This is a genomic window from Moorena sp. SIO4A5, from assembly GCF_010672005.1.
Taxonomy (GTDB): domain Bacteria; phylum Cyanobacteriota; class Cyanobacteriia; order Cyanobacteriales; family Coleofasciculaceae; genus Moorena.
On the sequence record NZ_JAAHHZ010000001.1, the window covers coordinates 232,715 to 257,525 of the forward strand.

26 protein-coding genes and 1 pseudogene are annotated in these 24,811 nt (G+C 41.8%); 12 read left to right on the plus strand and 15 right to left on the minus strand.

What is annotated here, in order from left to right; genetic code table 11:
• Positions 1 to 497 precede the first annotated feature (497 nt).
• Both F6K57_RS01100 and F6K57_RS01105 read left to right on the plus strand, forming a co-directional pair.
• Positions 498 to 1,682: an AAA family ATPase gene (locus F6K57_RS01100; RefSeq protein WP_293064049.1), complete on the plus strand. Its 1,185-nt coding sequence runs from the start codon at positions 498 to 500 to the stop codon at positions 1,680 to 1,682.
• Positions 1,682 to 2,257 carry a DUF4276 family protein gene (locus F6K57_RS01105; RefSeq protein ID WP_293030842.1) on the plus strand — a complete coding sequence of 192 codons (576 nt, stop codon included), beginning with the start codon at positions 1,682 to 1,684 and terminating at the stop codon, positions 2,255 to 2,257. Before F6K57_RS01100 ends, F6K57_RS01105 begins: the two co-directional genes overlap by 1 nt.
• 112 nt (positions 2,258 to 2,369) lie before the next feature.
• Here the strand turns inward: F6K57_RS01105 and F6K57_RS01110 are convergent, their stop codons facing one another.
• Positions 2,370 to 2,681 (minus strand): hypothetical protein, encoded by a 312-nt coding sequence (locus tag F6K57_RS01110; RefSeq protein ID WP_293064051.1) that lies wholly within the window; start codon positions 2,679 to 2,681, stop codon positions 2,370 to 2,372.
• A 36-nt stretch (positions 2,682 to 2,717) separates the two neighbouring features.
• The gene (locus F6K57_RS01115) at positions 2,718 to 3,404 is read right to left on the minus strand and encodes a sulfotransferase (protein WP_293064053.1); all 687 of its coding nucleotides are present in this window, start codon (positions 3,402 to 3,404) and stop codon (positions 2,718 to 2,720) included.
• A 95-nt stretch (positions 3,405 to 3,499) separates the two neighbouring features.
• Here F6K57_RS01115 and F6K57_RS01120 point away from each other — a divergent pair, with 95 nt between their 5' ends.
• On the plus strand, positions 3,500 to 3,646 hold the full coding sequence (locus F6K57_RS01120) for a hypothetical protein (RefSeq protein ID WP_293029183.1): 147 nt from the start codon (positions 3,500 to 3,502) through the stop codon (positions 3,644 to 3,646).
• Here F6K57_RS01120 and F6K57_RS01125 read toward each other — a convergent pair.
• Complete coding sequence (locus tag F6K57_RS01125; RefSeq protein ID WP_293064055.1) at positions 3,625 to 5,025, minus strand: hypothetical protein; 1,401 nt, start codon at positions 5,023 to 5,025, stop codon at positions 3,625 to 3,627. The two genes, F6K57_RS01120 and F6K57_RS01125, sit on opposite strands and share 22 nt — an antisense overlap.
• A gap of 278 nt (positions 5,026 to 5,303) precedes the next feature.
• Between F6K57_RS01125 and F6K57_RS01130 the strand changes: the two genes are divergently transcribed.
• The 4 genes from F6K57_RS01130 (at position 5,304) to F6K57_RS01145 (ending at position 8,083) form a co-directional block, all read left to right on the plus strand.
• Positions 5,304 to 6,419: a glycosyltransferase gene (locus F6K57_RS01130; RefSeq protein WP_293029178.1), complete on the plus strand. Its 1,116-nt coding sequence runs from the start codon at positions 5,304 to 5,306 to the stop codon at positions 6,417 to 6,419.
• Between the two features lie 82 nt (positions 6,420 to 6,501).
• Positions 6,502 to 6,795, plus strand: coding sequence for a hypothetical protein (locus F6K57_RS01135; RefSeq protein WP_293029176.1), 294 nt, complete (start codon positions 6,502 to 6,504; stop codon positions 6,793 to 6,795).
• Positions 6,785 to 7,168, plus strand: a complete 384-nt coding sequence (locus F6K57_RS01140; RefSeq protein ID WP_293064058.1) for a DUF6516 family protein — start codon at positions 6,785 to 6,787, stop codon at positions 7,166 to 7,168. The genes F6K57_RS01135 and F6K57_RS01140 overlap by 11 nt, the downstream gene beginning before the upstream one ends.
• Positions 7,169 to 7,525: 357 nt before the next feature.
• The gene (locus F6K57_RS01145; RefSeq protein ID WP_293029172.1) at positions 7,526 to 8,083 is read left to right on the plus strand and encodes a Uma2 family endonuclease; all 558 of its coding nucleotides are present in this window, start codon (positions 7,526 to 7,528) and stop codon (positions 8,081 to 8,083) included.
• 91 nt (positions 8,084 to 8,174) lie between these two features.
• On the opposite strand, the gene F6K57_RS01150 is transcribed toward F6K57_RS01145, so the two are convergent.
• Complete coding sequence (locus F6K57_RS01150) at positions 8,175 to 9,017, minus strand: sulfite exporter TauE/SafE family protein (protein WP_293064062.1); 843 nt, start codon at positions 9,015 to 9,017, stop codon at positions 8,175 to 8,177.
• Positions 9,018 to 9,525: 508 nt separating this feature from the next.
• Here F6K57_RS01150 and F6K57_RS01155 point away from each other — a divergent pair.
• The 3 genes from F6K57_RS01155 to F6K57_RS01165 all read left to right on the plus strand — a co-directional run bounded on the left by F6K57_RS01155 (position 9,526) and on the right by F6K57_RS01165 (position 12,552).
• Positions 9,526 to 9,921, plus strand: coding sequence for a glycosyltransferase (locus F6K57_RS01155; protein ID WP_293064065.1), 396 nt, complete (start codon positions 9,526 to 9,528; stop codon positions 9,919 to 9,921).
• A 341-nt stretch (positions 9,922 to 10,262) separates the two neighbouring features.
• A complete protein-coding gene (iscB, locus tag F6K57_RS01160) occupies positions 10,263 to 11,522 on the plus strand; it encodes an RNA-guided endonuclease IscB (protein WP_293064150.1) in 1,260 nt (419 codons plus the stop codon).
• A gap of 817 nt (positions 11,523 to 12,339) precedes the next feature.
• Positions 12,340 to 12,552 carry a hypothetical protein gene (locus tag F6K57_RS01165; protein ID WP_158069537.1) on the plus strand — a complete coding sequence of 71 codons (213 nt, stop codon included), beginning with the start codon at positions 12,340 to 12,342 and terminating at the stop codon, positions 12,550 to 12,552.
• A gap of 597 nt (positions 12,553 to 13,149) precedes the next feature.
• Here F6K57_RS01165 and F6K57_RS01170 read toward each other — a convergent pair.
• Complete coding sequence (locus F6K57_RS01170; protein ID WP_293029159.1) at positions 13,150 to 13,374, minus strand: hypothetical protein; 225 nt, start codon at positions 13,372 to 13,374, stop codon at positions 13,150 to 13,152.
• 323 nt (positions 13,375 to 13,697) lie between these two features.
• Positions 13,698 to 16,256 (minus strand): COR domain-containing protein, encoded by a 2,559-nt coding sequence (locus tag F6K57_RS01175; RefSeq protein WP_293064069.1) that lies wholly within the window; start codon positions 16,254 to 16,256, stop codon positions 13,698 to 13,700.
• Positions 16,257 to 16,557: 301 nt separating this feature from the next.
• Between F6K57_RS01175 and F6K57_RS01180 the strand changes: the two genes are divergently transcribed.
• A complete protein-coding gene (locus F6K57_RS01180; RefSeq protein WP_293064072.1) occupies positions 16,558 to 16,809 on the plus strand; it encodes a UPF0175 family protein in 252 nt (83 codons plus the stop codon).
• Here F6K57_RS01180 and F6K57_RS01185 read toward each other — a convergent pair.
• The 3 genes from F6K57_RS01185 to urtE all read right to left on the minus strand — a co-directional run bounded on the left by F6K57_RS01185 (position 16,795) and on the right by urtE (position 18,407).
• Positions 16,795 to 17,037, minus strand: coding sequence for a hypothetical protein (locus tag F6K57_RS01185; RefSeq protein WP_293064075.1), 243 nt, complete (start codon positions 17,035 to 17,037; stop codon positions 16,795 to 16,797). The genes F6K57_RS01180 and F6K57_RS01185 overlap by 15 nt on opposite strands.
• Before the next feature lie 131 nt (positions 17,038 to 17,168).
• The gene (locus tag F6K57_RS01190) at positions 17,169 to 17,393 is read right to left on the minus strand and encodes a hypothetical protein (protein WP_293044590.1); all 225 of its coding nucleotides are present in this window, start codon (positions 17,391 to 17,393) and stop codon (positions 17,169 to 17,171) included.
• 312 nt (positions 17,394 to 17,705) lie between these two features.
• Positions 17,706 to 18,407 (minus strand): urea ABC transporter ATP-binding subunit UrtE, encoded by a 702-nt coding sequence (gene urtE, locus F6K57_RS01195; protein WP_293064078.1) that lies wholly within the window; start codon positions 18,405 to 18,407, stop codon positions 17,706 to 17,708.
• Positions 18,408 to 18,657: 250 nt separating this feature from the next.
• On the opposite strand from urtE, the gene F6K57_RS01200 reads away from it, so the two are divergent.
• Positions 18,658 to 18,816, plus strand: a complete 159-nt coding sequence (locus F6K57_RS01200) for a hypothetical protein (RefSeq protein ID WP_293064081.1) — start codon at positions 18,658 to 18,660, stop codon at positions 18,814 to 18,816.
• Between the two features lie 410 nt (positions 18,817 to 19,226).
• On the opposite strand, the pseudogene urtD reads toward F6K57_RS01200, so the two are convergent.
• The 6 genes and pseudogenes from urtD to urtA form a co-directional block, all read right to left on the minus strand.
• Positions 19,227 to 19,964: pseudogene (gene urtD / locus F6K57_RS41790) on the minus strand (urea ABC transporter ATP-binding protein UrtD); the annotation flags it as partial.
• A gap of 261 nt (positions 19,965 to 20,225) precedes the next feature.
• A complete protein-coding gene (locus F6K57_RS01210; protein WP_293023539.1) occupies positions 20,226 to 20,405 on the minus strand; it encodes a hypothetical protein in 180 nt (59 codons plus the stop codon).
• The gene (urtC, locus tag F6K57_RS01215; protein WP_293023541.1) at positions 20,395 to 21,561 is read right to left on the minus strand and encodes an urea ABC transporter permease subunit UrtC; all 1,167 of its coding nucleotides are present in this window, start codon (positions 21,559 to 21,561) and stop codon (positions 20,395 to 20,397) included. Before urtC ends, F6K57_RS01210 begins: the two co-directional genes overlap by 11 nt.
• A complete protein-coding gene (locus F6K57_RS01220) occupies positions 21,545 to 21,694 on the minus strand; it encodes a hypothetical protein (RefSeq protein ID WP_293023544.1) in 150 nt (49 codons plus the stop codon). The genes urtC and F6K57_RS01220 overlap by 17 nt, the downstream gene beginning before the upstream one ends.
• Before the next feature lie 34 nt (positions 21,695 to 21,728).
• Positions 21,729 to 22,898 (minus strand): branched-chain amino acid ABC transporter permease, encoded by a 1,170-nt coding sequence (locus F6K57_RS01225; RefSeq protein WP_293064085.1) that lies wholly within the window; start codon positions 22,896 to 22,898, stop codon positions 21,729 to 21,731.
• A 194-nt stretch (positions 22,899 to 23,092) separates the two neighbouring features.
• Positions 23,093 to 24,385, minus strand: a complete 1,293-nt coding sequence (gene urtA, locus F6K57_RS01230) for an urea ABC transporter substrate-binding protein (protein ID WP_293044598.1) — start codon at positions 24,383 to 24,385, stop codon at positions 23,093 to 23,095.
• Positions 24,386 to 24,811: the final 426 nt, after the last annotated feature.

The window sequence follows — 24,811 nt, forward strand, 5'->3', positions numbered from 1 at the left end:
GAAGTTAGTTGGTTTTGCCCCCCTGCCCCCCAATTTTGGGGGGTAATGATGTCAAAGTCCCCCATAATTGGGGGATTTAGGGGGCTTTGCGTAAGTCGTGATAGACATATCCAACGGTAGGTTAGTACTCACGAAAAACAGAGCTAGCCTTGATAACCTGATTGGGCTGTAATGGCTGTATGCTAGACTTGGGAACAGTCAGCGGAGATTAATCTAGGGGTGGTGGCGGCGGAGTTGAAGCAAGTGGATCGAAATTTGGTAGAAATTGATGCCACGATCGAGGGGATTTTGTGATTAGTTAGGGATGGATGGGTGCATGTCAGTTTTGTTAATCCCTGATTCAGATCCCCCATTATCCCCCTTAATAAGGGGGACTTTTCAATCTAATTCCCCCCTTTTTTAAGGGGGGTTAGGGGGGATCTATGTACCTAATTACAAATTTGACATGCTCCCGGGATGGATACTCCTTACATGTTTGTTTAGGTAAATCATAGACTATGAAAATCCTTACCATAAAAATTAAAAACTATCGTGTATTTGAAAACATAGAAATCAAAAATATTCCCGCATTTTTTGTGATAGTTGGTGCAAACGGTACCGGAAAATCAACCCTGTTTGACATATTTGGCTTTATCCACCATGCCCTCAAACATAATATTCGTCATGCTCTCGAAGTTCGTGGCGGTTTCAATGAAGTTATCACCCGAGGCAAAGAGCAAGAAGATATCGAAATAGAACTTCAGTTCCGTATGAAAATTCTAGGAACTGAGCGCCTGGTTACCTATATTTTGATCATTGGACAGGAGAAGAGACGACCGTTCATAAAACGAGAAATTCTGCGTTATAAACGTGGCGCACACGGGAAACCTTTTCATTTTCTAGACTTTCGAAAAGGAAAAGGATACGCTATCATCAACGAAGAAAAATTTGAACAAGCTGACAAAGACCTGCAACGGGAAGAACAACAACTTGAATCCAGCGACATTTTAGCCATAAAAGGCTTAGGACAATTCCAACGCTTCAAAGCCGCCAGTGCCTTTCGTTCCCTGATCGAAAACTGGCATGTTTCCGACTTTCATATCAATGAAGCTAGAGGCAGCAAAGACGCATTCTATGCCGAACACCTCTCCCCCACAGGAGATAATATGGCATTAGTAGCCCAATACATCTATCAAGAACATCCCGAAATATTCGAGAAAATTCTCCAGCGAATGCAAGAGCGAGTCCCCGGCATTTCCAAAGTAGAAGCCAAAAATACTGAAGACGGCAGACTAATCCTAAAATTTCAAGATGAAGCCTTTAAAGACCCCTTTATCGATCGCTATGTTTCCGATGGCACCATGAAAATGTTTGCCTATTTAATATTGCTCTTCGATCCTAAGCCTCACCCCCTGCTCTGTGTCGAAGAACCCGAAAACCAACTTTACCCCAGCCTTTTACATGAACTCGCCGAAGAATTTGCCAGTTATGCCAATCGTGGTGGCCAGGTCTTTGTCTCTACCCACTCCCCTGACTTTTTAAATGCCGTTCCCCTGGAGAGCATCTTTTGGCTCACCAAAGAACATGGGATCACCAAATTTTCAAGGGCTAAAGATAATCCAACCCTTGTCAATCTAGTTGAAGCTGGAGACTTACCTGGCTATCTATGGAATCAAGGCTGGTTTGAAGGAGTTGCCCCCTAATGAGTTATGACCTGATTTTTATGCTAGAAGAACGCTCCATGAAAAACGTTTTAGATCAACTCCTACCGAAAATTATCCCCGATCAAATCACCTATCTTTGTATCCCCCACCAAGGCAAACAGGACTTATTTAAATCTATTACTAAAAAAATTAAAGCCTTTCAATATAGTCCCGACACTAGATTCATTATCGTCCATGACCAAGACTCCCATGATTGCAAAAAACTCAAATCCGAACTATTAGAAATTTGTCAAACTGCCGGAAAATCCAATAATGTGATGATTCGGATCATCTGCCATGAATTAGAATCCTGGTTCTTAGGAAACTTAGCCGCAGTCGAAAAAGCCTATAACATGAAACCTAATAGCCTCAGTAAACAACAAAGTAAAAAGAAATACCGTAACCCCGATCAGCTTAACTCTGCCAAACAAGAGCTTAAAGGTTTAGTTGAGGAATACTATCCAGGAATCCATTCTAAAAAAATTGCACCCTATTTATCTTTAACTGACAATACATCCCACAGTTTTCAAGTCTTTATTAAAGGTATTAAACAGATCTTAGAGGTATCACCATGACCAAATCCGGTTGGGTGCATCTCCTAAAAGCTGTTTGACACTCCTGCTCCCTGCTCCGAAGTCCCTGCTCCCTGCTCCCTAAAACCCAAGACCTTAATAGCAGGGTTACCATCTACAAGCGTCTGCGAATCGCTTCTACAATGTTTCGGGTTCGGTCAAGATTCATTAACAAAGCTAGGGTCAATTTTACAGGTAAAAATGCCCAGCTTAATGCTAACATCAAGGGGTTGGGCTTCATCGAAGCATAGGAGTAACCATGCTTGAGCATGTTAGTATAGGTTACTTGCTGGCAAATATGAATCTCTGTCACAGAAAGTCCCCCACGCCGCCATTTTCCAGTGGTATTCGGGTCAATTCCCCGACGTTTTGGTGTGATTTGCTTATGGGATGAGACACCGCCCTCATTTTGAGGAACGTCCAACATTTGTGATTGGAACTCCAGACCTAGAAACTGGCAAATTTATGCCACGGTCTGCTCTGGATTTGTTACCAAATATTCAAATCTCACCGTACGACATCGCGGATGATTGGCAAATTTTTCAGCAGCGTTAATCGACGCATTCCAAAGTTTTGAGATGGTAAAGGGATGATAATTGCACCAAGACCGGAAGGCTTCTCGATAGGGAATATTCTTGGCACCCAAGAATTTGATTCGCCACTTATATTTTTGTGACAGCAGTACGTCTCGGGGGTCACGAACCATATTAATAATCCTGCTTTCGGGATAAAGTTCCAGGATTTCAGCTATGTATAAGACATTGCGCGGAGTTTGCTCACAAGGAATACTCTTACTGTTTTTGGCAGCTTTGTATCCCAGAAATACCTTAAAGACATCCCCAGAGGTTAGCCTTTGCTCCGGAAACTGGGCAATAATTGCTTTGGCTTCTTCACTAAAGTCACTGGGATCCCCTGGACGCAGAACATCACTATGCTGAATTGATAGGAGGCGAGCCGCTAGCTGTTCTGCTTCTGCCTGAGTCAGGTAAGAGTCCCGATGCTGCTCGGACCATAACTGCTCAAAAAAATGGAGTTCCTCAAAGGTGAAAACCTCTGAATTTAATCCCAAGATTAGACCGATCAGAGTAGTGCCACTGCGGGAGTTTCCTACTACAAATATCTGTTCCACTCTTGGTTGATGATCAATCATGATGGGCTGATGGGGTGATAGGGTGATAGGGTGATGGGGGAATTGGTAACAGTATGATAAGTATATCAGCACTAAGGATTAAGCATAACAAAAAAATGCTTGTCTTTCTTTTATACTGTTCCCTATTCCCTATTCCCTATTCCCTATTCCCTATTCCCTGTTCCCTGTTCCCTGTTCCCTATTCCCTATTCCCTACTCCCTACTCCCTACTCCCTACTCCCTATTCCCTACTCCTTTGTTGAACAGACCAGGAATTAACTACTAGTCCAGCCAGTAACCAAAAATAAAAACTAAAGGGTCGAAGTTTAAATGTCCTTTCCACAAAGGTGTAAAAGAAAGAAACTATAATTATAGTACAAAGCATCACCCCAAGGGATTTGTATTCCAGGTATGAAGAGGATTTAATCAGAGAGTTAGAGGTTTGGTAAAGCCGTAGCAATATTAGCCAAAAAATCCCCAAACCAACAATTCCAAAATACCCCAGGAAGGCAAACCAGTAGGCATCTTCCAGGAGTTCCACATGCCAGGATAAATGCCGTTGTTCATCTGGGGAGAGAATCACGGAATTTTCTATTCCTCTTTGTAAGGCACCAGGCTCTGGACCAAAGCCAAACCAGCCTCCTGAATTCATCAAACCATTAACAATAGTCTTGGCTGCCCAACCCCGCTGAGCTTCTAAGTTGTGTTGCCAGTAATCTGGAGAAAAAATCGAGAAGAAATAGGAAGTTAAATCAGGAATTTCACCATTTTCAGAGACGGAAGCTGCTGATGTTTGAAGATTCAATAATGGGGAAATTAAGACTACAGTTATCAAAATTGCTGTAGAAAACCAGAGGATGAGAGCAGTATCTCTTTTACGTTTGAGATGAACTAATACTAGAATAGGAATTAGTAGAGATATCATCAGTCCAGCTCGCTTTTTGGAAGCAAAGTTGGCGAAATATAGCACTAAAATACTAGCGGAGTCTTTGAAAGTGGGAATAAGATGACTAGAGTGGGTGTAGACATGGCTAATAAATACTGAAATGGCTAACATCAGGAATCCTGAAAGGATGGCACTGTCGCCAAAGGTGCCAATGCTGGCATTTTTGGCAGCCATTGTGCCGGAGTGGATGACTTGCCTGGTGAATAGTTTCTGAGTGATGCTGGCGGGTAAGAAGTATTGGATGGAGGCTATACCTGCCTGGATTAAACTGGCTAGTCTAATACTTTTTAATAATAGAGAAAGCTGTTCGATAGAAATGTCAATATTAACAACAGTATAGTAAACGGAGATATACCGAAAATTAGTGCGTAAGTTTTTAATGCTACCTGCAATTCCAGCATGGTTAACAACAATGGAAATCATGGTACCGAGGAAAAAGGCAATAATCAGGATATCAAGGGGGGTTTTTCGTATACCTTTACCAGAGGAGATCCGCAGGTAAATTACCCTTACCATTAGGATGTAAAGGATAATTTCGGGAACAAAACGTATTAATGAAATTAACGGTGATGGTAAGGGTAGCCAGTTGAGAACAAAGTCTTCAAAGGGTTGGTAGATGGTTATGGTTAAAATTATCGCAAATGGTAGCTGCCCTGTTTGCATCGCCCATCGATACCAGGAAATTATTTTGTTCATTGTTGGGATTAGGGAGTCGGGAGTCGGGAGTCGGGAGTCGGGAGTGGAAAGTGGAAAATTTTCTAAATGCCTGTTCCTTTATGATTTTATTTAGTGGTATTGTAACTAAGTTAGAAATTATTCCTACATCTAAGCTACAGCGGTTTTCATATTAGTGGAGTACACACACGGATTTTTTGCCTGTTCCCTATTCCCTACTCCCTACTCCCGATTCCCGATTCCCGATTCCCGATTCCCGATTCCCGACTCCCTGTTCCCTGTTTCCTGTGCTATAAGTTATGTCTGTTGCTTTAATTGCCCATTATCTTGGTCCTCGCTTAGGGATTGGGCAGTATCTCAATCGATTACTACCACCTCTAGTTGAGGAACTGATCAGCCGAGGCACTAAGGTGAAAATCTTGGCTTCTCCAAATGCGTTTGAGAATACTCCTACCCTACAGGAGTTGGCAGATAGTGTTAATATCCTACCACCGCTGGATTACTCCCCAGCAAAGCGGTATGGTTGGGTGGCTACTCGCTTTAATGGGTATTGTGCTCAAGCAGGAGTAGAGGCTCTAGTCTGGCTATCTAACCCGATCGTACTGCCGTGGCATCCACCTACTATTGCAGTGCTTCATGATGTCAATGAATGGAAAGCGGCTAATAAGTATGGCGATCGCATAAAAACGGCTTTGCGATCGCTAATTTACCTGGATGCCTCGATTCGTTTTGCCCAGCAGATTATCGTGGTAAGCAAAGCTACGGAGAATGACCTGCTACACTTTCGCCCTAACCCAAGGCTTCAACAGAAGCTGAAAACTATTCCGAATGGAGTAGACTCACCCCTAGCTAAGTTACCGACCGTCTCGATTTCTGCTCCCACTGGACCATTCTTGTTATCGGTAGGTCGGATCGACCCAGCTGCCAAGCGTTTACCGGAAGCTGTGGCATTAACCTCTCAACTTAGAGAGCTTAGTGGTGAACCTTGGGAATTGCATTTAGTGGGAGGGATGAATACTTCCACCCAAGCTAGCGGTGAAGCGTTCCTCAACTCAATTGAGAGCTTGCCTTGGGTTCAGTATCATGGTCACATAAGCGATCGCATTTTGGCTCAATGGTATCGAGAGGCAACAGCGGTAGTGTTTCTGTCTGACCGGGAGGGATTTGGACTACCGATTGCCGAAGCCGCATCATTTGGTCGCTTCGTGGTGGTATCTCAAGGGAATCAAGCCGGTTTAGAAGCAGGGGGGTCTGCCATTATTACTGTTGATCCTGATCAGCCTAGGGAGGCAGCCGAGAAGGTAATCGGTGGTTTGAAAGAAAAACAACTAGTTGAGATTAGTAGTAATTTGCCGAAGTGGGAAACAGCAGCAATGGCTTATGCTGATGCGATTAATGAACTCAATAGGGAGTAGGGAGTAGGAAATAGGGGTGCGATTCGTTATTCCCTGTTCCCTTATAAACCTTATTAACGTCAATAAAAAAAAACTTAAAAAAATGATGGCTGAACTCAAAATTAGATCAAAAGATCCAGATTCACTAAAACGAATTATTCAAAGTGCCTTGTCAGAAAGATTACAGAGTGTTAAAGCAGGAATTCAAAGGACAGAACAACGCCTTCAGGAATTTGAAACTAAATACAAATTATCAACAGCGGAATTTATTACTCGCTTTAATAACGATGAATTAGTCCATAGTTTTGATTTTGATGAATGGATCGGAGAATCTAAAATGTTGGAACATTTACAAAAAACAAAAGAATCTATAGAGGATATTTATTTTGTTGATTGAAGACTATTTTGATCAGATTGATATTTTATTGTCATCATCGCTAATAGTCAAAGGGTTAACTATTGAACGGGAAAAAAGAGGAATGTATGAAGGGTTTATCAGAGGCAAGATAAATTTCCAAGATAATTCCTTGCTCCATTTCCGAGAATTTGTCTATGTAGAAATTTCAATCGATAGAAAAATGTATAGTTATCAATATATGAATTACGATAATAATCTAATTTTCCGCTATGATAATACCGAACACCATCGAAAATTAAATCTTGCTACTTTTCCTCATCATAAACATGATGGAAGTGAGGATAATATTGTTCAATCTAATGCTCCTTTTTTAGCTGAGGTACTTAAGGAGATTGAAAAAATATTAGTTTAGTTTTAGTGCTTTCGCGTAGCGTGACCTACGGTCAATCCTGTAGCGGCGAACGAGCGTTCATCACCATCTTGTAGGTTGGGTTTATACCACGAAATCCAACAAATAACAAAAGTACAGATTAAACCTCTTGCTATAATTAACAAGCAATTATTTTTAAAAGTGTTGGGTGTCATTATTTTCGCTATTTACCATTATTACAGCGTTTTTCATAGCTACGAGGTACACATAATTTTTTTTCTCTTGCCTCTTGCCTCTTGCCTTCCCCTCCTGGGAGGGGTTAGGGGTGGGTTCCTCTTGCCTCTTGCCTGCTCCCTGCTCTCTAAAAAATGCACCTCACCTAATTAAAAACCGCTATATATGACCACAGCCACTCCACCCCTAACCTTAGAGGAGTTCCTCAAACTCCCAGAAACCAAACCCCGATCAGAATTTATCAATGGGGAAATCATTGTTAAGCCCATGCCACAAGGCCAACATAGTCTGCTTCAGATTGAATTGTGTCAAGCTATCAATCGAGTCGCTAATCCCAACAAAATTGCCAAGGCTTTCCCGGAACTGCGCTGTACCTTTGGGGGTGAATCAATTATTCCCGACATCACAGTATTTCGTTGGGCAAACATCCCCATTGAACCAACTGGCAAAATTGCCAACCGCTTTGAAATACATCCAGATTGGGCAATCGAAATTCTTTCCCCAGACCAAAGACAAACCAAAGTCCTGAGCAAACTCATCCACTGTTTGCGTAATGGAACCGAACTAGGATGGTTAATTGATCCGGAAGAAGAAAGTATTATCGTGATTGATCAGACTCAACGATTGGAAATCCTTTCAGCAACCTCTACGTTACCGATTCTCAATGGAGTAGAGTTAGAACTAACAGTTGAGCAAGTTTTTGGGTGGTTAACCCTAGGGTAAGGTTACATGGGGTGCATCTCATAGGAAGCGGTCTGGCGTTGCTGAATAATAGAATGATTTTAAGAGAATGATAAAACCAAGAATCACTCAATTAAGCGCGTCTCAGTTTTGTGCGATACATCAGATAATAAAATGAAGTAAATAAAATCAGGGCAAACAATCCAGCCGAAACTACGGATGTCGTAAGTGGAATCAACAGTAAAGAAGTCAGCAATTCAATTACAATTAAACTAATCAAAATCCAAACCACCATTTGGCGTTCCATCAGACTACAAAGAATTGCTCCGGTTGGCGCACCCACTACCACAACCGGAACCGCCGCTAACCAATAATTACTGACGGGAGTGACAAAATCCCCCAGGATAAAGTTATGAATTAAAAAGCCTGTGACGGCATTAATTGCCATCAAAATCACTGACGTTGGAGTGCTAACTTTCTCACACAAGCCAAACAGTAACACCATTACAGAGTAGGCAAAAACATCCATTCCACTCCCAACTAACCCACTAATCATACCGCCCATTAATCCGACTACTAGAGATAAAATTTTTTCTCGTTTACCCCAGTGTTCAATCGTCAATTTCCGTTCAGTCTTAGTTAAATTTAAGTGAATTAAAATGAGGGCAAAACTGCTCACCATCATTGTAAATGAAATTTTAATGACTTCGGGAGGAAGTAAAGGAGCCAAAAAAGCTGTTCCCATAAAAATACCTGGAATTCCCCCTAAACTCACCCAACGAATTAACTTCCATTCTACTGGAGTTTTCATAGCCACAATCGTAAAAGAGGCGGCACTCATGCCAATACTTTGAATAGCTAAAGAAAAGAGTTTTGCATCGGGGGGAGAGACGTGAAGCCACTTTGTTAAAGCTGGAAAAGCAACTGCGCCTCCTCCCATACTTGTCGCTCCTGCAACCATGGAACCAAAGACCATTGTGAAGGCAAATTCCCAATGTTCAATCAGGTTATAAATAGCTCGACTGGGTTCAATAATAATCAGCCAGCTTGTCCAAACTGTGAGTACACACAATAGACTATAACGAATATAACGTTGGGATTAAATAAACTTAAACAATGAATACATAAACTTTAAAATATTGAAGATGATTATAGTGTTGTGGAAACTAATTTGATATTTTTTTTTTATTTTTTGATAATCCCCTAATTAATTAAGAATTAGGGGATTATCAAAAAATAGCAGGGATAAAAAAATATTTAACTAATTAATTAAGAATTCAAAAAAAACGTTAAATTAGTTACTTTATTATGCTAAAAAAATAGCATAATTATGAAAGCATTGCCCCACTTGAGCTGAAACCAATTTATACACCTAGGTCTCATCAAGGCAACAGGACTTACCCAAAACTGGACTCCAGGAAAATTGGCGTACACCAATTACCAATTACCGATCACCAACTAAACTTCGTAAGTCCATAGGAGGGATGAATACTTCGACCCAAGCTAGCGGTGAAGCGTTCGAGACGTCAATTGAGACCTTGCCTTGGGTTCAGTATCATGGCCACATAAGCGATCGCATTTTGGCTCAATGGTATCGAGAGGCAACAGCGGTAGTGTTTCTGTCTGACCGGGAGGGATTTGGACTACCGATTGCCGAAGCGGCATCATTTGGTCGCTTCGTGGTGGTATCTCAAGGGAATCAAGCCGGTTTGGAAGCAGGGGGGTCTGCCATCATTACCGTTGATCCTGATCAGCCTAGGGAGGCAGCCGAGAAGGTAATGGGTGGTTTGAAAGAAAAACAATTAGTTGAGATTAGTAGTAATTTGCCGAAGTGGGAAACAGCAGCAATGGCTTATGCTGATGCGATTAATGAACTATAGTGCAGGGTGCAGCGGGAGCATGTCACTACTTCAGAAAACTCTTAACAATTTTTAATATTATTTTTGAGGTGAGTTGGTTTATAATAAATTCCACTCCATCAAGCTAACTGTTTAGCACCTAGTAAAAGCCTTGGTAATTTCCGGCAAGATTCGGAAATTACCTAGCTAGGTTGCAGACCAAGGATTGATTTCCTACGTTGTTTTGGTCATGATACCTGGGAGTGACCTCCAGCTCCCAGCCCTATCGTCAACTATTAAGTCAAAGGCAAAATGTGTGGTTGACACGACAAGCCATTACAACATGGTCGAGGAAAACATTACCGAATCGAGACGCACTAAAAATGCAAAATTATGTATTTGTCATTGACACGAATAAACAACCGTTAAACCCCATATCCCCCAAGAAAGCGCGTCGATTATTGGACAAAGGTAAAGCGGCGGTTTTTAGAATGTATCCATTTACGATTATCCTCAAGACTGCGATCGCAAACCCGACTATCTCCCCTTGTCAGATCAAGATAGATCCAGGTAGCAAGGTGACTGGGTTTGCTCTAGTTCAAGACGACCAAGTTATTTGGGGAATGGAATTAGAACACAGGGGAGGATTGATCAAGAAAAAATTAGAATCTAGAAGCGCTGTTAGACGTGGGAGGCGTAATCGCAATACTCGTTACAGGAAGCCAAGATTTCTTAATCGTAAACGTCCAGAGGGTTGGATTGCTCCCAGCCTAGAACACAGGGTTTTGACTATTGAAACCTGGGTGAAGCGACTGATTAAGTTTTGTCCAATCAATGAGATCTGGGTTGAAAGAGTCAAGTTTGACACTCAAAAAATGCAGAATCATGAAATCAATGGAATCGAGTACCAACAAGGTGATTTGGCCGGATATGAGGTGAGGGAGTATTTACTTGAGAAGTGGGGAAGGGAGTGCGCCTATTGTGGCAAACAAAATATCCCTCTACAGATTGAGCACATTCACCCAAAATCTAAAGGTGGAAGCGATCGAGTTAACAACCTTTGTCTAGCTTGCGAAAAATGTAATCAACGAAAAGGCAATAGACCTATAGAGGAATTCCTAAAAAAGAAACCAGGCTTGCTGCAAAAAATCAAAAATAAGGCGAAACAACCATTATCAGATGCAGCAGCGGTGAATACAACTCGGAACAGAATAGTAAAGGTGCTCAAAGAAGTAAAACCAGTGGTTACTGGTACTGGCGCTCAGACCAAATACAACCGGACTAAGCTAGGACTGTCTAAACAGCATTGGATTGATGCAGCTTGTGTTGGAGATATTAAAACCTTGGTATTGAGAACCTCTCAACCACTACTAGTCACCTGCAAAGGACAAGGAGGCAGACAAAAAGCTGCACTCAATAAATATGGCTACCCCATTAGACATAACCCATTGAAACCCATCAAGGGTTGGTCTAGTGGTGATATAGCTAAAAACCTTTTAACGGGGGAGTTTGGGAGGGTTAATCCTAGAAGTAAAAGTAACTCCTTTAATTACACTGCTCCCGGAAAAAAAGCGATAAGCTTACACCTCAAGAATTTACTTAGAGTTCACAGAAAGGATGGCTATAGTTATGGATTTTGCTGATAAATGCCAGGAATTACCTGGAAATATTCTTCCTATCACATGCAGTAGAAGCGAAGCCGGTCAACCTGGATATCGCTCCAAATTACCCATGCATGGCTTACAAATGCTGAGCTTAACATTGGTATAGCACTACCCATTAAAGTTAGGACATTGATAAAATCTCAAACGCTAATGCACCTTAATAAGGGGGAATTCCTCTTGCCTTGCGCGTAGCGCTATATCAGCTATTAGCCGTAGGCCAGGCTAGGCCAACATTTGATGCCCTAAAGATAGTGCTACTAGATCGGTACTTTTGACTAAAATAAGCTCACGGCTGACGGCACCTCAAGTAGCGTGAGCTTTTAGCTCACGGCTGACGGCTGAATGCTTACGTGGTCATTACGATCAATTTAATTGATTTTAGTGCGATCGCTAAAACTGATCCCACGTATACTAGGCAAGTTTAGCTATAGCATTTTATCATAATAAATACTTATTGTCAATAAACTGGAAATATTTTTTAATAAACCCCGCCTCGTTGTGTTTATAAACCCACAGAATGTTTCAGACAGACATCCAGGGATAGGTGGTTGTAGCTGAAACCGATTTCTACCGTTGCGATGCTCCGAAAGAGCCGCTAAACGCGCATCGCACCAGTAGCAAAAACCAACATCCCAACTCAAGGGCGTACGCTAAGCAAAACTAAGCCCACGGATCAGGACATTCTTTCCTGATTTTTTACAAATATGAGATAAACCATTAGCAGCTGTGTATACCCGCACAGCTGATCGCACAGGTGCATCTTACTGATTACTAAATTACTATGTTGGACTTCTTTTTGATCGGCGACACCAAGTGGCTGTTTGAAACTGCCATGGACAACCCCGAATTGGCTCCGTCCGTGGTTGAACTGCTCTTCCTAGAAGAGATTAAGTACAACGTTCGTGACAGCTCAATCTTAAAACACGACTATCATCTGACAAATTTAAGACAAGTCTATGTTGACACTCTCCGGTCTAAAGACCCGGGGCAGGATAGTAGTTATCAATAGTGCTAAAATAATAAGTTGCACAATATATATAGCAATTCTCATAGTCATGAGCGACATTGCTTATCCTTTTAAGGCAGAAGGCACCCACCCCTAACCCCTCCCAGGAGGGGAATGGCAGAAGGCAGCAAGGCAAGAAGGTCTTAAGGCAATAAGTGCCAATCAAAAGTGTACCTCATAGCTATGAGAAACGCTAGAAATAGTAGCAGCTAAAGATTTAGCATTGCTGAATAGCTGTTAATAATCAATCTCAGTAAAAGTTAATGTAGGGTGGGCAGTGCTTGATACAGATCAGATCAGCTGACAAAGTCCGTTGCTAGGCACTGCCCACCATCGGTGTAGCCCCAATCGGAATCTGATCCGATTGGCCGTTGGCCACGCTACGCGATTGACCGTAGGTCACGCGGGGCGCGTTCGCACTTCCCAATTCCATTAAATTAAAACCAAAAAAAATAGCCGTAGAAATACTATCCACGGCTATTTCACTGCTGTAAACGCAATTGTCTTGTCTATCAGTTTCCGAATCAATCCGGATGTGATTCTACCCGAACAAACCGGAGCCTTTGACCAGGGGGGAAACCCCCCCAGAAATTTAACCTATTAACGCCAAGTCGAAGACTTGGTTGCAAAACTAATTACTTCCCCTGGAATGCCCGTCGGCTGCAAAGGGCTCCACTCGGAAACATCTGCATACCCCAGTGCATAAAGGCTGTAAATAGTATTAGTTACTGCTTCAGGAGAGCCCTTAATGTACTTAATACGTTTTTTCTTTGGGTTAGAATCCTCAGAATTATTGTCGTGATTCGGAATAAAGTCTGTAGACATGATTAAAAAAATCAATTTCGTTGACAATGATTATTGTAATGATTATGATATAGTTTGTCAAGGGTTTTGAAAAACTTTTTTTTGGGTAAGTAATTTTAGGATAAATTGTCAGCTATCAGCTTATGTAGGGTGGGCAGTGCTAAATAGATATCACCTAAAAAAGCCCCTTGCTAGACACTGCCCACCCTAGGGCGTGTTTTCAAAGTTTTCCGCAAGATTTAGATCCCCCCCAGCCCCCCTTAAAAAAGGGGGGAGCCATAGTCAAAGTCCCCCTTTTTTAAGGGAAACGGGGGATCTCCGAGGCAAGAAGACACACCCTACGATTAATCTACTTGCTCTTGTTGTGTTGCTGGATATCGACTAGGATTTTCTATTACCTTGTCATTAAGAAGTCCGCTAAACAGCCATGCCCCTAATCCTACAAATAAGGTCGCTATTATGCCGATCAGAGCAAGTTTATTGGAGAGATTCCATTTCTCCTCTGTGGGTGACCCATTGACAGTAGCTTGGATAGTATTGTTGTTAGACTCTTTACCTCCTGCTCCTATTACCGTATTTCCGTCCCTAACGTTGATTTCGTTTTTTTCAGACATAGTTTGACTCCCTGTCGTTTCAATAGTATTATTATTATTAATAATAATACTACTATCAGCTTTGTTTAGCTGTCGATCTATATCCCGTTGTTCATCTTTATTGAACTTATTGCAACCTATATTATAATCAATAATTAAACTTGATACCTGAACTATATTATAATCGGGAGGAATATCACATTGAATCTCATTCTGACCATAAGCAATACGCTCTCTTAATTTATCAAATTGATATAAATAAGGATTTTGACTGTTTTTACAAGTAGAACAATTACAGGGGATTAACTTACTACACTTCAATCGCTTATAAAAATCATGGATCTTATCTAGTTCGTTAGTAACAATAGTCAACAAGTCTCGTTTATGTCTACCAGTAACTCTAATTTTAATTTCTCGCTGTTCGTAATATTCAATTACTTCTGCTTTGGTGTTATCTTTGTTTAAGATAACCCCACTTCTCCAGACATATTGCTGCTGGTAAATCAACTTATGCATTTCCACAATAAACCGAGTTATAATACCTTTGGGCATGAAGTCATAGGTATAGCGGAGAATTAGATTGTCAGATTGATCCCAATCATACTCAGGTTGATTTAATGTTAGTAGTTGTGGCGCGATGTAGCTATCTTTACTCCCAGGGATTTGATAGCAAAGTTTAAAATTAATCATCAATTGTACCAGTTCATCCTGCATATCAGCATATTTTTCTTCCGACCAAATTTTTTCTAAATCAGCGCGGTTAAAGCAACCTCGATTGCGAATAACGTCATTGTTATCCAGGACTTTATAGACAGCATCAGTAGCCCATTCCGGTTTGAGAATCACCTTTTTCTTTAATAGAGAGTCATATTGAAAATGCAAACACACTCCCAGATCGTGTAGGTACCCGCTTAACTGTAATTTATCGTTGTCATTAGTAAACCCATTGTTTGAGCAGATCTGTAGATATTCCTCCCGACTGATGTGATTACGGCTATCTTCTTCTAAAGCTTCTCTGACTTGTTTCCATGTTCTAGGTAAAGCTACTTGTTTGATGTGGGGGAGGTTGCTAATATTAAATTTAATTTGGGTAAGAAGCTCCTCTAAACCTCGGTTAGTAGCTAGGTTGGTTGCTAGGGTTCCTTTCAAGTTGGTAAACCGTCCCCGTAAGGCGCACTCCTTTATTTCTATATGACGATTTTGTCTCTCATTCTTGATAATTAAAAGAGGACTGTTGTCGCTTAAGAGTTCTACTATATTAAGCCAGTAGTCGAAGTCTGTGTCTTCTTTACTGGTATCTGCTACTAGGGTGTAAAGAGAACGTTTGGTCAGGAAGAATTGATGAGTGGCGTGATAAATTTCTTGTCCCCCAAAGTCCCAGATATTAACCCGAAAGTCTCGACCGTCCTCCAGTGGAAATGTCCATTGGATAATGTCAATCCCTTCTGTAGATTTTTCGTTTTCCTGTAGTTGATAGTCTGGGTTTTCTATCTTTTTAGCTAGTGTTGTTTTTCCAGCACATCCTTCACCGACAATGAGGAGTTTTGCTTCATAGATATAATCTTCTCCTTCTTTCAGTTGTCGGAAATAATCTCTGATTGCTTCAATATCCTTTTCTGCAATTTCTATTGGTATATTTTCAAGGGGATTATCCCTTAAATCAAGCTTGGTTAAGTTAGATAGCTTGGTGATGGATTCTGGGACTGTTATTAATTGATTAAAGCTTAAATCAAGCTGGGTTAAAAGGATTAGCTGATTGATGGATTCTGGGATTTTTTTTAAGTTATTTGTCCTTAAATTAAGCTCGGTTAAGTTGGTAAGTTTTCCGATGGATTCTGGGACTATTGTTAATTGATTAAAGTGATTAAAGCTTAAATTAAGCTTGGTTAAGTTGGTAAGCTTTCCGATGGATTCTGGGACTGTTGTTAATTGATTTTTACTTAAATTAAGCTCGGTTAAGTTGGTAAGCTTTCCGATGGATTCTGGGACTATTGTTAATTGATTACCGCTTAAATTAAGCTTGGTTAAGTTGGTAAGCTTTCCGATGGATTCTGGGACTGTTGTTAATTGATTACCGCTTAAATTAAGCTCGGTTAAGTTGGTAAGCTTTCCGATGGATTCTGGGACTGTTTTTAATTGAGTACCGCTTAAATCCAATACTTCCAACTGTGATAAATTAAAAACTTCAGTTAGTATTTCAGTTACCTTAACATCATCGTAATACAAAAAATCACGGCTTAAATCTAACTGTTTAAGCTGCTTCTTTTTTGCTTCTCTTATTTTCTTAACAAGATGTTTTTGGACAGCCATTTTTATTAATTCTTAATTATAAATTATAGTGGTTTGAAATTAGGCGAGGTACATTTTTTAGGGAGTAGGGAGCAGGGAGCAGGGAGCAGGGAGCAGGGAGCAGGCAAGAGGCAAGAGGGAAAAAATCCTATGTACCTCATTAAACTAAAAACTGCTATACTTATGAAGTTCGTAGGGTGCGTTAGGGACGGGGGAGCCATGATTGTAGTGTTAGGATAATCTCTCCCGTAACGCACTATCTGGTCAAACGGCAAAAATGAGATGCACCCTTTCAATAATACCACATTTTAGCATATAACTAATGTCAGAAGTCACAATTAACTTACCTGAAGAGGTTTTTAGTGCCCGTCGCCTTCCCCCAGAAGAATTTGTGCAGGAAATGCGGCTTGCTGCTGCTATCTACTGGTATCAAAAGCGGGAAATCTCCATGGAAAAAGCAGCCTCCGTCGCAGGGTTAAACCGTAGGGACTTTCTGGCCGCCCTATCCCGCGAACAAATTGATGTCTTTGCTGTTGACTTTGACGATCTAGAGCGCGAGTTAAACCGTGGCTGAACTTCCTGCTATCAACACCTGCTCACAGATAAAAAAGTTATAATTTGGGCGTTGCGTCAGTCTTTGAATGAATAGGAGTAGAGTGGGCATCCTGCCCGCCCGAAAATAAGGAGGAAACTGGCAAGATGCCAGTTCTACACAAGATGCCAGTTCTACACAAGATGCCAGTTCCACGCCTGATGCCCATTCCACAGCAAGATGCCTATTCCACCTCACTCTTAAAATCATTCCATTATTAAGCAACGCCATAATTTGAGTCGAGTAGTAACTCACTAAAACGGGATTTATCTGTAGAGTAATGCTGAGAACAAAATGTTGGTATCAACTATAACTGCTTGGTTTTGTCCGATCACAATTTACTACTTATCAAGTTTAGACTTAACCTTAGACCAAACGGTAGAGTCAATCTCATCAGCTAATTCAGCCGCTACCTCTTCTGTGAGTTGACTGCGCTGGCTGATTGACTTGAATTCAAGATAGTTGAGGAGTTGGGTCAGTTGCTGATAATCAATTGCTGTCTTATCAATCTTGATGATGATCGTTTGGTCATCAACACTAAGATTGTAATAAGGATTGTTAGACATAAGTTATAAGTCAATACACTAGTATTGTAATATATTCTATATGCTATACCAAAGGGAACAGGGAACAGGGAACAGGGAGTAGGGAGTAGGGAGTAGGGAAAAGGGAACAAAAATTATCACAATTCATTTAGGATTGGTATATCTATAGCTATTTTTACTTTAATGAGGTACACACTTTTTTCCCTGTCACCTCTTCCCCTCCTGGGAGGGGTTAGGTTTGGGTTACTCTTCCCTGTTCCCTGTTCCCTGTTCCCTGTTCCCTAAAACCAGAAACTCTGTACCTCACCAAATTAAAAACCGCTATGTAACGATTCAAACCGCTAAGAATTGCTGAATCACATCCTGACTCAGTTCACTAGTCGCCCCGGATGCCACAATGCCACCCTTCTGCATGGCATAGTAGCGGTCAGCTTGTCGAACAAAATGTAGATGCTGCTCCACCAAGAGCACAGAAATCCCAGTGGTTTCAATAATCCGGCGCACAGCCGCTTCAATTTCCAAAATAATCGACGGTTGAATCCCTTCGGTAGGTTCGTCTAACACTAATAACTGGGGACGTCCCATTAATGCTCGTGCGATCGCTAATTGTTGCTGTTGTCCACCACTCAAGTCACCACCCATCCGGGACAACATTGATTTTAAGACTGGAAACAGCTCAAAGATAGTGTCTAGGATGTCGTCTTCAGCCTTTCTACCCCCTCGACGTGCTTCTAAACCCAGCAACAAATTCTCTTTCACCGTTACCCGAGGGATAATCTCCCGCCCTTGGGGAACATAGCCAATTCCTAATCTGGCTCGTTTATCGGTAGATAGTTTGTTCAGGGGTTGACCAGCAAAGGTAATGGTGCCAGTGCGGGGTTTCAGTAATCCCATAATCGTTTTGAGTAGAGTAGTTTTGCCCACACCATTCCGTCCAATCAGGCAAACCATTTGTCCTGCTGGTACATTCAAATCTACATTTCTGAGAATGTGGCTTTCACCGTAGTAGACATTTAAATTGGAAATTTTCAGCATAAGAGTTTTTTAGAATTTAGAATTTAGAATTTAGAATTTAGAATTGGGAATCGGGAATCGGGAATCGGGAATCGGGAATCGGGAATCGGGAAGTTAGAAGTTAGAAGTTAGAAGTTAGAAGTTATAATCGGGAATTTAGAATTTAGAATTTAGAATTTAGAATCGGGAATCGGGAATCGGGAATCGGGAATCGGGAATTGGGAATCGGGAATCGCAAAAATCCCTATATAGTGGATTAACTATTGCTAGCATGCCTATTGCCTATTGCCTTAAATGCTATAGCGTTTCTAGGACTCATGAGGTATACAGGATTGTTTCACTCTTGCCTAATCCCTGCTCCCTGCTCCCTGCTCCCTGCTCCCTAAAACCTAGATATTTGTACCTCACAAGTCGTAAAATTGCTATATAGCACTTTACCCTTTACCCTTCTCCTACTTCTGCTTCCAAGCTTTTTACCACTTCTGCTGGCAGATCCAACAGCTTCACTAAGTTTTGGTAAGCCGCTGCTTCAGCATCGTTAATTTTTGGTTCGCTAGGTGTACGGGAACTTGATTTAATCACTTCATAAGCCAGCTTTACGATTAGTTTTCGTTCTTCAATACTTTCTATTTCACTAGTCAACTCTTCGATAGGAACATTAAGTGCTAAATAATTCTGTAACTCTTGTTGCAATTGTTGCTGTTGTTCTGCATCTGTCGCAAACACTTGGCTAAAGCGAGATATCATCACATCAACTTCTTCTCGTGCCAGATTACCATCAGACCAAGCCATAGCAGACACAATCCGTAGCATTTTCATTTGTTCCGCTGTAATCGATGGCTTTTGTCCTAAATACACTTCAATAACGCGGGGGTCATTTTGGACTTGATCCATTGTGCCTTCACACAACACTGAACCCTGATGTAACACGGTTACTTTACGAGCAATCTGGCGTACGAATTCCATATCGTGTTCAATCACAATAATGGAATGACTCTTAGCTAGAGCTAACAGCAAATCTCCGACATTTTCTGTCTCTTCATCGGTTAAACCAGCCACCGGTTCATCTACTAGTAATAAATCGGGAGACTGAGCCACTAACATCCCAATCTCTAACCGCTGTTTTTCTCCATGGGAGAGTAACTCGGCCAGTAAATTCGCTTTTTCCACTAACCCAATGGTTTCCAGCAAACCAGCTACTGTCCGTTTTTCCCCGGGTAATGTACGTCCAAACAGGGTGGAAAACACATTTTTATCGCGATTGCAAGCTAAATCTAAATTTTCCCGAACAGTTAGATTTAGGTAGACTCGTGGTGTCTGAAATTTTCGACCAATCCCGAAGCGAGAGATTTGGTGTTCCGATAAGCCTCGCAAATCCTGCCCCTTAAACAACACCCGTCCCTCCGTTGGCTGTACTTTCCCAGTCACTACATCCAGAAACGTAGTTTTCCCAGCACCATTAGGACCAATCATCACTCGCAATTCCCCAGTATCCATACTAAAGTTAAACTGGTTAATTGCTTTGAAGCCATCAAAACTTACAGTTAAGTTATCAATTTCAATAATTTTTGAGTTCATTGTTTTTAGGGAATAGGGAGTAGGGAGTAGGGAGTAGGGAATCGGGAATCGGGAATCGGGAATCGGGAATCGGGAATCGGGAATTGGGAATCGGGAATCGGGAATCGGGAATCGGGAAAAAATCCTGTGTACATCATTGTCTTGATGCAATCGCGAATGAGGGAAATAACTAATGAATAATAACTAAGCTGTTGTCCATTTAAATTGGATATTATTCAGTTATATAGCGTTTATAGGATTTATGAGGTACGCTTCTCAACCTCAAAGTCCCCCTTGATAAGGGGGATTTAGGGGGATCCCTTTGTACCTCATGGCATAGAGAATTGCTATAAAACAAACCCTATCCCCCGACTCCCGACTCCCGACTCCCGACTCCCGACTCCCGACTCCCGACTCCCGATAATGAAGAGCGCTGTAAATCAAGACCAGTTTAACGACCAATCTCTTCTTTTTCCCGTTGGACTACTGGATCTTTTTCTAGGCTGGGATAAGTTGTTATCACTGGTTTTTCGGTACCAAAAAGCGATCGCATTTGTTCAATTCCCTCGTCTCGCAACCAGCCGACAATACCATTAGGCAGTACTGTCACTACAATTAGGAACAGCGCGCCCTGGAAAAATAGCCAAACTTCAGGAAATTGCTCACTCAACAAGGTTTGAGCTAGTCTGACTAATAAAGTACCCAGAATTGCTCCCACTAGAGTTGCTCGTCCTCCCACAGCCACCCAAATCACCATCTCAATGGAAAACGCTACTTCCATATAGCTGGGGGTAACAATCCCTGATTGTACGGTATAAAGCGCCCCAGCCACTCCAGCGATTCCCCCAGAAACCGCAAATACCAGGACTTTGAATCCGGTAGGATCGTAGCCAGAGAAACGCACCCGATTCTCATCATCCCGTATGGCAATTAACAACCGACCAAAACGTCCACTGGTTAACCAACGGCACAATAAGTAGATCAGAACCACACACAGGATACTAATTTCGTAGAAAGCTAACTGAGCTTGTTTAGAACTTACTAACATTCCAAACAGGGTTTCTGTATCAGTTTTCAACCCATTAGTACCATTAATTAGCTTTTGCTGCCCATTGAAAAAATTGAATAAAACCAGCAGTGCGGCTTGGGTCAAAATCGAGAAATAAACCCCTTTAATCCGGTTACGAAATACCAGATAACCCAGCAATCCTGCCACGATACTGGGAATTAAAACAATAGCAATTAGGGTGAAAGGAAACGAATAAAATGGCTGCCAGAAGAATGGGAGTTCTTTCACTCCATAGAGGGTGAAGAATTCCGGTATTTCTCCTTCTGGTAATTGCAGTTTGAGGTGCATAGCAAAAGCATAGCCCCCCAACGCAAAAAATATACCATGTCCTAGACTCAGCAGTCCGGTATACCCCCAAATCAGGTCAATCCCAATCGCGACAATAGATAATGACAAAAAACGCCCCAACAGCTTGAGGCGAAAATCCGGCAAAATTGCTGGCATTAATAACGCGAAAACTAGAGCAATTGCTACGATTGCTACTATTTCTATGATTAACTTTCGTCGCCGCTGCTTTTTAATGGCTTGTGTTCTAGATACATACGTCATAATTTATGAAAATAGCAACTATAGCAGTTCTCAATTTAGTGAGGTACTTTAGCAAAGGGAGTAGGGAGTAGGGAGTAGGGAGTAGGGAGTAGGGAGTAGGGAGTAGGGAGTAGGGAGTAGGGAATCGGGGCAATACAATTGACTGTACCTCATAAGTACGATAAACGCTATAATTCTGCCGTGCGTCCTTTTTGTGGGAATATTCCTGAAGGTCTCACTTGTAAAAAGGTAATAATTAAAGCAAAGACCATAACTTTTGCCATACTGGTGGTCGCAAAGAAGGTAAAGAAGTCCGTTACCGGTTTCAGGAACTCTACTGGCATCAACATAAAGGCTATGCTTCCCGAACCAATCAGATAGGTCAGTGTACCAATTGCTAGGGCGGCTATTATGCTTCCCAGTAAGTTTCCGACACCGCCAACCACCACCACCATAAAAGTATCGACGATATAATTTTGACCAGTATTGGGACCGACAGAACCTAGTAATGTAATCGCACAACCTGCTACACCAGCTAAACCAGAACCTAGGGCAAATGTTAACGCATCTACCGTTTGTGTTGGGATACCTAAGCAAGCACTCATATTGCGATTTTGGGTAACCGCTCGAATCCGTAATCCCCAACTGGAGCGATTTAAGAACCAGTAGGTTCCCAATAGACAAATAATCGTCAAAATAATGATAAAGATCCGGGCATAGGGCAATTGGAAGTTACCAATGGGAAATCCCCCTTGAAGCCATGCTGGTGGAGTCACGTCTACATTTCTGGCACTAAACCAAGGTCGAGTAATTGCCCGTTGACCGGTTTGTCCTAACAACACCCCAGTTACGATGGCAATTCCTAGAGATAAGAATACCATCAAAGCGATCGCCCAATTGCGAATTCTCTGCCAATCTAAACGACGGCTTAGAACCCACCTTGACCCAAAAAACAGCAGGCAAAATACCCCAATCCCAATCACCAATACCCAATTTACACTGCGGACAAACTGCCGCAATATCAAACTTACCCCCCAAGTAGCGAGAAGGGTTTCCAACGGTCGCCCATATAGATAACGAATCACCCCCCTCTCTAATACCAGTCCTACCAACGCTGCCACCAGAAAAGCTATGGGCAGGGCAAAAAATATATAGACATTAAACAACGAATCGCCCAAAAAGGCTTTAAAGGTATTTTGGACAACATAAGTTGTATAAGCGCCCAACATCATTAACTCGCCGTGAGCAAGATTAATCACGCCCATCAGTCCAAATACAACCGCTAGTCCTAGGGCAGCAATCAGTAGCACGGAGCCAATACTAATCCCGTTAAAAATTCCTTCTAAAAGTGGCAGCACAATTTAATAATTAACTATGAATTATGAAGGATGAATTATGAATGGTTAATTATGCAGGATGAATTATGAATGGTGAAAACTACTTTATTTTTATGTTTTTGAAGTTTACATTAAGCACTCAACACTCAACTAACAAAACTCGATTTTAAATGCTAAGTAGTTTACTTCATAGGTCATAATTCATCCTTGATCACTTATGCTTTCTCCTTTTTGTACTTTCCTCCCTTATTGGGATCAGTCCAGTCACACCCATACCCTTTCGTTTCCGCTACATATTGATTCCAGGGGATGGGAGAAACTGGTTTAGGAGTGGATGAGACAATTTTGAACTGACCATCGGCTTGGATTTCACCAATGCGCACTGTCTTGGAAATGTGATGATTCGGATACATCTCTACTGGTCCTTCTGGTGCGCCAAATTTTTGACCGATAGCAGCTTTGCGCACAGGCTCTAGGTCAGTAGTTCCAGCTTGCTCTACCGCCTGCTTCCATAGGTAAACCATAATGTAAGCCGCTTCCATGGGGTCGTTGGTTACCCGGTCTTCGCCATACTCGGCTTTGAAGGCTTCCACAAACTGCTTATTATCAAGGCTATCGACGGATTGGAAATAGTTCCAGGCCGCGTACTGACCAATTAGAAATTCTGGACCAATCTGCCGGACTTCTTCTTCTGCAATACTCACCGACATCGTGGGATATTTATCTGGAGTGAGTCCAGCACCCTTGAGTTGTTTGAAGAAAGCGACGTTACTATCCCCGTTGAGACTGTTGAAGATTACGCCACCATCTGGTAGGGCGGCTTTAATCTTAGAAATGATCGGGGTAACTTCTGTATTACCAAGGGGAAGGTAATCCTCACCCACGGTCTCTCCACCCAGAGCTTTAAGTTGCTCCTTAATAATTGTGTTAGCGGTGCGAGGGAAAACATAATCCGAGCCCACTAAGAAAAACTTTTTGCCCTTGTTTTTCAGCAACCACTCTACTGCTGGCTCAATCTGCTGATTTGGTGCAGCACCTGTGTAGAAAATATTCTTGGAACATTCCTGCCCTTCGTACTGCACAGGATACCACAGCATATGGTCTTTGGATTCAAACACTGGTAGCACAGCCTTACGGCTAGCGGATGTCCAGCAACCAAAAATAGTAACGACTTGATCCTTATCAATCAGTTTGGCAGCTTTCTCAGCAAAGGTTGGCCAGTCAGACGCACCATCCTCAACAATAGGCACAATTTTCTTGCCTAATACTCCCCCGGCGTCATTAATCTCCTTGATAGCAAGCTTTTCAGCTTCCACCACAGTAGTCTCACTAATTGCCATGGTGCCAGTCAGGGAGTGGAGAATACCCACTTTGATCGTGTCTTCCCCACCAGCACTAGCCTCTGAAGGACCCGAGCTGTCTTCAGCGCAAGCCTTCAACAGAAGACTGGTTCCCAATGCTGCCGAGCTATAAAGCAGAAATTTACGTCGTCCTAATCCACTTACCATACTTTCGTACCATCCTCTACCAAATTTAGGTGTAGCCTCATTGAAAAAATTGCGAAGCTAGGGTGTGATATTAGACCTACGATGACAAGTAAACTGTTAAGTAGGATACAAACAAGCTAAATTTTCCAGCAGTTCATGAAAGATTGACATTTTTTAACATTTTTTTGGATCAGATCTACCCATGCTGAGCACTAAGTATTCACATTCTGTTAATCAACTCTTTACAGCCTGGATAAGCAAAACCTCCTTTACAAAAGCAAGAGAGAGCAAGCGAAGCCAGTACCTGTTACTATGGTTCAATAACTTCGAAAAAAGCATAGTTTTGCCTAAAAATAGCATGTTGAAGTCATTAGGCATCACCTATTCATGTTTTATTGCTCAACTTATAAACTTACTGTTGTCTTGTAACTCAGTGTACAGATTGAC

What these genes read in the sequence shown, in the direction of transcription:
- F6K57_RS01110 (WP_293064051.1), bottom strand. Translation starts at nt 2,681, where the DNA reads ATGTTGGACGTTCCTCAAAATGAGGGCGGTGTCTCATCCCATAAGCAA.
- F6K57_RS01100 (WP_293064049.1), top strand. Translation starts at nt 498, where the DNA reads ATGAAAATCCTTACCATAAAAATTAAAAACTATCGTGTATTTGAAAAC.
- iscB (WP_293064150.1), top strand. Translation starts at nt 10,263, where the DNA reads ATGCAAAATTATGTATTTGTCATTGACACGAATAAACAACCGTTAAAC.
- F6K57_RS01120 (WP_293029183.1), top strand. Translation starts at nt 3,500, where the DNA reads ATGCTTGTCTTTCTTTTATACTGTTCCCTATTCCCTATTCCCTATTCC.
- F6K57_RS01130 (WP_293029178.1), top strand. Translation starts at nt 5,304, where the DNA reads ATGTCTGTTGCTTTAATTGCCCATTATCTTGGTCCTCGCTTAGGGATT.
- F6K57_RS01185 (WP_293064075.1), bottom strand. Translation starts at nt 17,037, where the DNA reads ATGATTTTAAGAGTGAGGTGGAATAGGCATCTTGCTGTGGAATGGGCA.
- F6K57_RS01105 (WP_293030842.1), top strand. Translation starts at nt 1,682, where the DNA reads ATGAGTTATGACCTGATTTTTATGCTAGAAGAACGCTCCATGAAAAAC.
- F6K57_RS01170 (WP_293029159.1), bottom strand. Translation starts at nt 13,374, where the DNA reads ATGTCTACAGACTTTATTCCGAATCACGACAATAATTCTGAGGATTCT.
- F6K57_RS01175 (WP_293064069.1), bottom strand. Translation starts at nt 16,256, where the DNA reads ATGGCTGTCCAAAAACATCTTGTTAAGAAAATAAGAGAAGCAAAAAAG.
- F6K57_RS01180 (WP_293064072.1), top strand. Translation starts at nt 16,558, where the DNA reads ATGTCAGAAGTCACAATTAACTTACCTGAAGAGGTTTTTAGTGCCCGT.
- urtA (WP_293044598.1), bottom strand. Translation starts at nt 24,385, where the DNA reads ATGGTAAGTGGATTAGGACGACGTAAATTTCTGCTTTATAGCTCGGCA.
- F6K57_RS01155 (WP_293064065.1), top strand. Translation starts at nt 9,526, where the DNA reads ATGAATACTTCGACCCAAGCTAGCGGTGAAGCGTTCGAGACGTCAATT.
- urtE (WP_293064078.1), bottom strand. Translation starts at nt 18,407, where the DNA reads ATGCTGAAAATTTCCAATTTAAATGTCTACTACGGTGAAAGCCACATT.
- F6K57_RS01150 (WP_293064062.1), bottom strand. Translation starts at nt 9,017, where the DNA reads ATGGTCTTTGGTTCCATGGTTGCAGGAGCGACAAGTATGGGAGGAGGC.
- F6K57_RS01145 (WP_293029172.1), top strand. Translation starts at nt 7,526, where the DNA reads ATGACCACAGCCACTCCACCCCTAACCTTAGAGGAGTTCCTCAAACTC.
- F6K57_RS01135 (WP_293029176.1), top strand. Translation starts at nt 6,502, where the DNA reads ATGATGGCTGAACTCAAAATTAGATCAAAAGATCCAGATTCACTAAAA.
- urtC (WP_293023541.1), bottom strand. Translation starts at nt 21,561, where the DNA reads ATGACGTATGTATCTAGAACACAAGCCATTAAAAAGCAGCGGCGACGA.
- F6K57_RS01125 (WP_293064055.1), bottom strand. Translation starts at nt 5,025, where the DNA reads ATGAACAAAATAATTTCCTGGTATCGATGGGCGATGCAAACAGGGCAG.
- F6K57_RS01190 (WP_293044590.1), bottom strand. Translation starts at nt 17,393, where the DNA reads ATGTCTAACAATCCTTATTACAATCTTAGTGTTGATGACCAAACGATC.
- F6K57_RS01200 (WP_293064081.1), top strand. Translation starts at nt 18,658, where the DNA reads ATGCCTATTGCCTATTGCCTTAAATGCTATAGCGTTTCTAGGACTCAT.
- F6K57_RS01115 (WP_293064053.1), bottom strand. Translation starts at nt 3,404, where the DNA reads ATGATTGATCATCAACCAAGAGTGGAACAGATATTTGTAGTAGGAAAC.